Raw genomic sequence first — 6830 nt, 5'->3', positions numbered from 1 at the left:
AGCTGGCTGCTGCCGCGTCTGGTGGGGCTGCGCAAGGCGCAGGACATCATCCTGACCAACCGCCGGATCAAGGGGGATGAGGCCGAAGCGATCGGGCTGGTGACCCGGATCGTGGACGATGAGGTGCTCGCCACTGAAGGGTTGAAAGTGGCGACCGCGCTAGCCGATGCACCTGTCGAGGCGCTGGCCGCAAGCCGCGCGCTGCTTGCAGACAGTTTCGAGACCGGATTAGAGACGCAACTGGACCGCGAATTGCGCAGCATGGCGATGGCAGGTGCCGGACGGGAAAGCGAAGAGGGGCTGAGAGCATTGCTCGCAAAGCGCCCCGCCAATTTTAGAGGAGTTTGAGACCATGGCAGAAGCCTATATAGTAGAAGCCGTCCGCACCGCCGGGGGCCGTGCGCGCAAGGGCGGGTTGATCGACGTACATCCCGCGGATCTGGGCGCGACTATCCTCAATGCGCTGGTCGATCGCACCGGGGTCGATCCGGCGGGAATCGAGGATGTGATCGTAGGCTGCGTCAGCCAGGCGGGCGAACAGAGCTTTGCCTTTGGTCGCAATCTGGTGCTGGCGTCGAAACTGCCCGACAGCGTGCCCGCAGTGACGATCGACCGCCAGTGCGGATCATCGCAGCAGGCGCTGCATTTCGCGGCGCAGGCGATCATGTCCGGCACGCAGGATCTGGTGATCGCGGCAGGCGCGGAAAGCATGACGCGCGTGCCGATGGGGTCGAACTATCAACTCCATGCGGCCGCTGGCCTGGGCATCGGGCCATGGCCCAAGAGCATCCAGAACCGCTATGGTGTGGCTGAATTCAGCCAGTTCCACGGTGCTCAGGCGATCGCCAACAAATATGGCTTCACCCGCGAGGATATGGACGCCTACGCCCTCGCCAGCCATGCCAAGGCGGCAGCGGCGATTGACAGCGGCGCGTTCAGGAACGAAATCGTCGGCGTCGAAACTCCCGAAGGCCTGTTCGACACCGATGACGGTGTGCGGCGCGGCGGCACGATGGAGGCGATGGCCAGCGTCAAGACATTGGAGGAAGGCGGCACGATCACCGCAGCCAATGCCAGCCAGATGACCGATGGCGCATCAGGCGTGCTGGTGGCCAGCGAAGCGGCGATCAAGCGCTTCAACCTGAAACCCATTGCCCGCATCGTCAATCTGACCGTGACGGCAGGCGATCCGGTCATCATGCTGGAAGAACCGATCCCGGCAACCCGACGTGCGTTCGAGCGTTCGGGCCTCAGCCTCAACGATATTGATCTGTTCGAGGTCAACGAAGCCTTTGCCGCGATCCCGATGGCCTGGCTAAAGGCGATCGGCGCGGACCCCGCCAAGCTCAACGTCAATGGCGGTGCGATTGCGCTGGGACATCCGCTGGGGGCCAGCGGGACCAAGCTGATGAGCACGCTGATCCACGGGCTGCGCGCGCGCGGCAAGCGTTATGGCTTGCAGACTATGTGCGAGGGCGGCGGCATCGCCAATGTGACGATCGTGGAAGCGCTGTAATGGCGATCAGGACGCGCTTTACCGACCTGTGCGGAATCGAACATCCGATCGTTCAGGGCGGGATGATGTGGGTCGGCCGGGCGGAACTGGCCGCCGCCGTCTCCAACGCCGGTGGCCTTGGCATATTGACCGCGCTGACCCAGCCGACGCCCGACGATCTGCGCCGGGAAATCGAGCGTTGCCGGACGATGACCGACAAGCCGTTCGGGGTGAACCTGACCATCCTGCCATCGGTCAATCCGCCGCCCTATGCGCAATATCGCAAGGCGATCATCGACAGCGGCGTCACGATTGTCGAGACGGCGGGGCACAAGCCGCAGGAGCATGTCGACGATTTCAAGGCGCATGGCGTCATCGTCGTCCATAAATGCACGGCCGTGCGCCACGCTTTGTCCGCGCAGCGGATGGGCGTGGACGCCATCTCGATCGACGGGTTTGAGTGCGCGGGGCATCCGGGCGAGGATGATATTCCCGGCCTGATCCTGATCCCGGCGGCGGCCGATAAGCTGACGATCCCGATGATCGCCAGCGGTGGCTTTGGGGACGGGCGCGGGCTTGCCGCCGCGCTGGCGCTGGGGGCGGATGGCATTAACATGGGGACGCGCTTTTGCGCCACGGTCGAAGCGCCGATCCATGACAATGTGAAACAGTTTCTGGTCGATAATGACGAGCGGGGGACGAACCTCATCTTCCGCAAGTTCCACAATACCGGGCGCGTCGCCAAGAACAGCGTGTCGGATCAGGTGGTCGAAATTTCGCTGCGCGAGGGCGCGGTGTTTCAGGATATCCAGCCGCTGGTGTCGGGGGCCAAGGGCCGGGTCGCGCTGGAGACGGGCGATCTGGACGCGGGGCTGGTCTGGGCCGGGCAGGTGCAGGGTCTGATCCACGACATCCCCACCTGCGACGCGCTGATCAGGCGCATCGTGGGCGATGCCGAAGCGATCATCCGTGGTCGGTTGAGCGACATGCTGAGCGTGGAACTGGTCGCCGCCTGAGCCTCATTGCTCGATCAATATGGCAGCATAGGGTTTAAGGTCGCACAGCGCTGCCCCGTTGACAGCAGCCAGGACGCGACCTGACCCGTCAATGTTGGCGGGCCACGCTATCGCCTCACGCGACAGGTTGAACAGGCAGAGCAAAGATTGGTCCTTGCTGGTGCGTCGGAACGCCAGGCAGGTATCGTCGGCAACCAATATGTCGAGCGCGCCAAGGCGAAGCGCCGGATTTGCCTTGCGCAGCGCAAGCATCGCGCGGGTGAACTGGAGCAGCGAGTGGGGGTCGCTCTCCTGCGCGTCCACCGCGAGCGCGAGATGATCGTCGCCATGGGGCAGCCAGGGTTCGACGCTGGAAAAGCCCGCCTGCGTGGCGTCAGTGGACCAGGGCAGCGGCGTGCGCGCGCCGTCGCGCGACAGGGTGAGCGGCCAGTTGGCGATCGCTTCAGGATCCTGCAACCGCTCGAACGGGATGTCGACCTGGGTGATCCCCAGCTCCTCACCCTGATAGAGGATGGCATTGCCGCGCAGCGCCATGAGCAGCGCCATCTTCATCCGGGCAAAGGCGGGGCGATCTTCGGGCGCGCACCATCGCGACAGGGCGCGGGGGGCGTCATGATTCTCGAACGCCCAGCTTGGCCAGCCCATGGCCGGTTCGTCGGGCCAGCGGTTGATCGTGTCGGCCACTAGCGTAGGGGTAAGGGCAGGCGCGTAGAGGAAGGTGAAGCCGTAAGCGCTGTTGAGGCGATTGGTCCCGGCGGTATAGGCCTTCATCTCCTCTTCGGCGAGCGCCCCGCCGACTTCGGCGACGGTGAAGATCGCGCCATATTCGTCGCACAACGCCCGGATACGCTCGACAAAGGGGACGACGCCGGGGTGCGACTGGCTGTAGCGCTTGATCTGATAATCGAACGGGCGGGTGCGCGGCGATCCATCGTTGGGGGCGGGGGGATTATCGCGGAAATCGGGATCGTGCATCGCATGGTTGAGCGCGTCGAGGCGGAAACCATCGACTCCGCGATCAAGCCAGAAGCGCATGACGTCGAGCAGCGCGTCCTGCACCTCACCCTTGTGGACGTTGAGTTGCGGCTGGCTGGTCAGGAACTGGTGCATATAATATTGGCCGCGCCGCGCATCCCATGTCCAGGCCGGGCCGCCGAATACTGATTGCCAATTGTTGGGTGGAGTGCCGTCCGCCTTGGGATCAGCCCAGACATACCAGTCCGCCTTGTCGCCGCTGCGGTTGGCCCGGCTTTGAACGAACCAGTCGTGCAGGTCGGAACTATGGGCATAGACCTGATCGATCGTGACCTTGAGACCCAATTCGTGGGCGCGGGCGACCAGCGCATCGAAATCGGCGAGCGTGCCGAAGATCGGGTCGACATCGCAATAATCGGCGATGTCATAGCCAAAATCGCGCATGGGGGAGGTGAAGAAGGGCGATATCCAGATCGCATCCGCCCCCAGCCGGGCAATATGCTCCAGCCTTTGCGTGATGCCGTTCAGGTCGCCGATGCCGTCATGGTTGCTGTCCTGAAAGCTGCGCGGATAGATTTGATAGATGACCGCGCCCTTCCACCAGGGCTGGTCAGCGGTGTCGGCGGCATTGGGCATCGCTGTTCGCTCCGATCAGGACTGGCGGCAAAACTGTGCAGCCGCAACCAGGTCAATCTACACATCGCCAGCGGCAGGTGAAGCCCCGGATGACGCAAGTCACTATTGATGCGATTCGGCGACCAGTCATGGATTTGCTTTCAATAACGGCATGTACCGAGTGAAGCCCGCCCCACCTTCCGCTACGGAAAGCATTACTAATGCAGCAGGTGCATATTTTGCAATCGCGAACAAGGATTTCGCACTTGCAGCAAAGCGCGATTCGGGTGACACAGGAGGTGCCTTTCAGGCATCCTCTCCTAAACTTTCATGGGCTGGTCTTCGGATCGGCCCTTTTTTTGTGCGTTTCAACGACGCCTTCGCGATTGGTCCGGTAGCGACATGTAATATAATGGTCATTTTCGACGACACGAAAGGCCGGGGTGATTGTCACACCGTCATGTGTTCGTCATAAGGCGCCATGACATTGCCCTCCGGCCCATCCTCCCCCCCGATCGACCGTATCCAGCAAAATGTGCTGGCAGCGTCTGAACGCCGCCTTCTCAACTGGCTCTGCGCCCGGATGCCGGGCTGGGTCACGCCCGACATTTTGACCGTGCTTGGCATGGTCGGGGCTTTTGCTATTTTTGCGGGCTATGCCGCCAGCAGCTTGCATGTCCATTGGCTGTGGCTCGCCATTGGCGGCTATGTGTTGCAGTGGTTCGGCGATTCCATGGACGGCAGCCTGGCGCGGTTCCGCCGCATCGAACGTCCATCCTATGGCTATTTCATCGACCATAGCTGCGACGGTCTCGCCACTTTGCTGATCTTGGCCGGGATGGGGGCCAGTCCCTATATTCGCATGGATGTCGCGCTGGTGGCGCTGGCCGGTTATCTTCTGCTGTCGATCCATGCCTATCTGGCGGCGCGGGTGATGGGGGAGTTCAAACTCTCCTACCTGTCCGCCGGGCCGACGGAGTTGCGGCTGATGCTGATCGGTCTGACGCTGGCGATGATGGCGCTGGGTTATGCGCCCGGCCTGTTCGGCGTGATTTCAGGGTTTGACCTGTTTGTCGGCGTCGTTTCCGTGATCCTGATCCTGCTGTTCGTCATCCAGACGCTGGTGACAGCAAAGCGTCTGGCGATCAGCGACGCAAAGGATGCGCGCCGGTAACAGGCTTCACCGACCGGTCATCCATATCACGACAGACTTTCAGCGATGCGGGAGCGATCGTGCCGTTGCCTCATGCACGGCGGTCGATTGCGGAGTATGACCCACGATCAAATCGTTCAGGCGCATTTCATCCTGAACGCCCGATGCAAAAGCAAGGCAAAGCCAGTCCAGACACCGTGCCAGTAACAGCATGGTTTCCTCTCCATTATTTTATTGCGCCGATCATAGCATAATCGCGCGGCGGGAGAAGAGAGATATTGAAACCGCTGGCCTAGGCAGTAACCGGACGGCCTCCGCCACCAGCCCGACCAGCTTTTTTCATGACGGACCCGATCAATAATTCCACTGCACCTGCGTGCGGATCAGATTGCCTTCGGCGCGGCCAGCGCGGCGTTCATCGGCTTCGGCACGCTTCATGCGGGCATAGGCCATGGTGATTTCCAGCGCTTTCCATGGCTGCCATTCCAGCCCCAGTTCAAATTCGTCGGTTTCCAGACGCGGGGCGTTGGTTCCGGCCTTCCATCCGCCGCGATAATGCTGCCAGCGGCCATAGGGCATCAGCGGCCCCATGTTTTCGGTCGGCAGGCGCAACATCGCCTGGACATAGCCGCCCTGAAGATTCTTGGTCTGGATCGATTGCGTCGCGACATCATATTCCGGTCCCTTGCCCCAATTCCATTCGGCCTGGATACCGAATGGCTTGGGATAGAGCATGGCGTGGATGCCGACGCGCTTTTCCTTGAAGGTCACCGGGCTGACGCCGCCGGTCGCAGTTCGGGCTGGACGTCGTTCAGCATCGCCGATCCGCCAAATTCCACGACCTGATCGCCAATCTCGAACGGCCATGTCGCCAACGCAACCTTCATCAGGCCGCGATTCTGCTCGGTCTTGTTGATGCCCTGACCATTGAACACGCCAAAGCCGAAAGCCCCGTAATTGCCGAACAATTTTTGCCCGTCATGCGCCAGATCGTCCCAGATTTTCTGGACCGCAGGCGGCGTATAATAGGCAACCACGCCCAGGTCGCGCTCGCCCGGAACGGCGCTGTTGATCGCGTCGCTGCGGTCCAGCGTCAGCCGGTTGGAGGATGACTGCATATTTTCCCAGCCATAGGGAACCTTGGACTGGCCAAAGCGCATACGGACGGTCTTGGCCTTGTCGAGGAACACGTCGGCATAGGCATCGCGCAACTGGCCAAAGCCTTCTCGCCGTTCGGTGCCTGCCTGATTGCTGACCGCCGTGGCGAAATCGGGCTGGAGATAGAGCGAAACGCGGTCCGAAATATCACCCTGAATGACGAGGCGAACACGGCGGAGCGAAAAGCTTCCCCGGTCCGAAATGCCGCTGTCATGTACCGAACGCAACCGGGACATGCCAGCAGGCGCTGTGTCGTCACCCGAAAGGAAGGCGTTGTAGCGCATCTGGGTGTAGCCGCGCAGGCTGAGCTTTTCGTACCAGGCCTTGGACTTGGCCGGTGCGGCAGCGGGCGCAGCCGTGGGGGCCGATGCCAGCACGACTGGCGCGGTCGACGAAGTTGTCGCCGGGGTTGCCGACT

At 62.0% G+C, this 6830-nt stretch carries 5 protein-coding genes and 1 pseudogene; 4 read left to right on the top strand and 2 right to left on the bottom strand.

Translation table 11 applies throughout. The features are described 5' to 3' along the window. The 3 genes from EBBID32_RS21340 to EBBID32_RS21330 all read left to right on the top strand — a co-directional run. Nucleotides 1-348 (top strand): enoyl-CoA hydratase/isomerase family protein (locus tag EBBID32_RS21340; protein WP_037492380.1); only part of this gene is annotated, 348 nt, incomplete at its 5' end. A gap of 4 nt (nucleotides 349-352) precedes the next feature. Continuing rightward, a complete protein-coding gene (locus EBBID32_RS21335) occupies nucleotides 353-1516 on the top strand; it encodes an acetyl-CoA C-acetyltransferase (protein WP_006966934.1) in 1164 nt (387 codons plus the stop codon). Further along, on the top strand, nucleotides 1516-2511 hold the full coding sequence (locus EBBID32_RS21330; protein WP_006966932.1) for an NAD(P)H-dependent flavin oxidoreductase: 996 nt from the start codon (nucleotides 1516-1518) through the stop codon (nucleotides 2509-2511). Before EBBID32_RS21335 ends, EBBID32_RS21330 begins: the two co-directional genes overlap by 1 nt. Nucleotides 2512-2514: 3 nt before the next feature. On the opposite strand, the gene EBBID32_RS21325 is transcribed toward EBBID32_RS21330, so the two are convergent. After that, on the bottom strand, nucleotides 2515-4122 hold the full coding sequence (locus EBBID32_RS21325; RefSeq protein ID WP_006966930.1) for an alpha-amylase family glycosyl hydrolase: 1608 nt from the start codon (nucleotides 4120-4122) through the stop codon (nucleotides 2515-2517). Nucleotides 4123-4582: 460 nt separating this feature from the next. On the opposite strand from EBBID32_RS21325, the gene EBBID32_RS21320 reads away from it, so the two are divergent. Continuing rightward, nucleotides 4583-5275 carry a CDP-alcohol phosphatidyltransferase family protein gene (locus EBBID32_RS21320; RefSeq protein WP_006966926.1) on the top strand — a complete coding sequence of 231 codons (693 nt, stop codon included), beginning with the start codon at nucleotides 4583-4585 and terminating at the stop codon, nucleotides 5273-5275. A gap of 333 nt (nucleotides 5276-5608) precedes the next feature. Here the strand turns inward: EBBID32_RS21320 and EBBID32_RS21315 are convergent. Next, a pseudogene (locus EBBID32_RS21315) lies at nucleotides 5609-6648 on the bottom strand (porin). Nucleotides 6649-6830 lie beyond the last annotated feature (182 nt).

Source organism: Sphingobium indicum BiD32, assembly GCF_000382885.1.
Classification (GTDB): Bacteria; Pseudomonadota; Alphaproteobacteria; order Sphingomonadales; family Sphingomonadaceae; genus Sphingobium; species Sphingobium japonicum_C.
Note: the sequence above shows the minus strand (reverse complement) of the source record. Positions and strands in the feature narration are given on the sequence as shown.

Bases quoted from the DNA above. Each gene is read 5' to 3' on its own strand.
- EBBID32_RS21335 (WP_006966934.1), top strand. From the start codon at position 353: ATGGCAGAAGCCTATATAGTAGAAGCCGTCCGCACCGCCGGGGGCCGT.
- EBBID32_RS21330 (WP_006966932.1), top strand. From the start codon at position 1,516: ATGGCGATCAGGACGCGCTTTACCGACCTGTGCGGAATCGAACATCCG.
- EBBID32_RS21325 (WP_006966930.1), bottom strand. From the start codon at position 4,122: ATGCCCAATGCCGCCGACACCGCTGACCAGCCCTGGTGGAAGGGCGCG.
- EBBID32_RS21320 (WP_006966926.1), top strand. From the start codon at position 4,583: ATGACATTGCCCTCCGGCCCATCCTCCCCCCCGATCGACCGTATCCAG.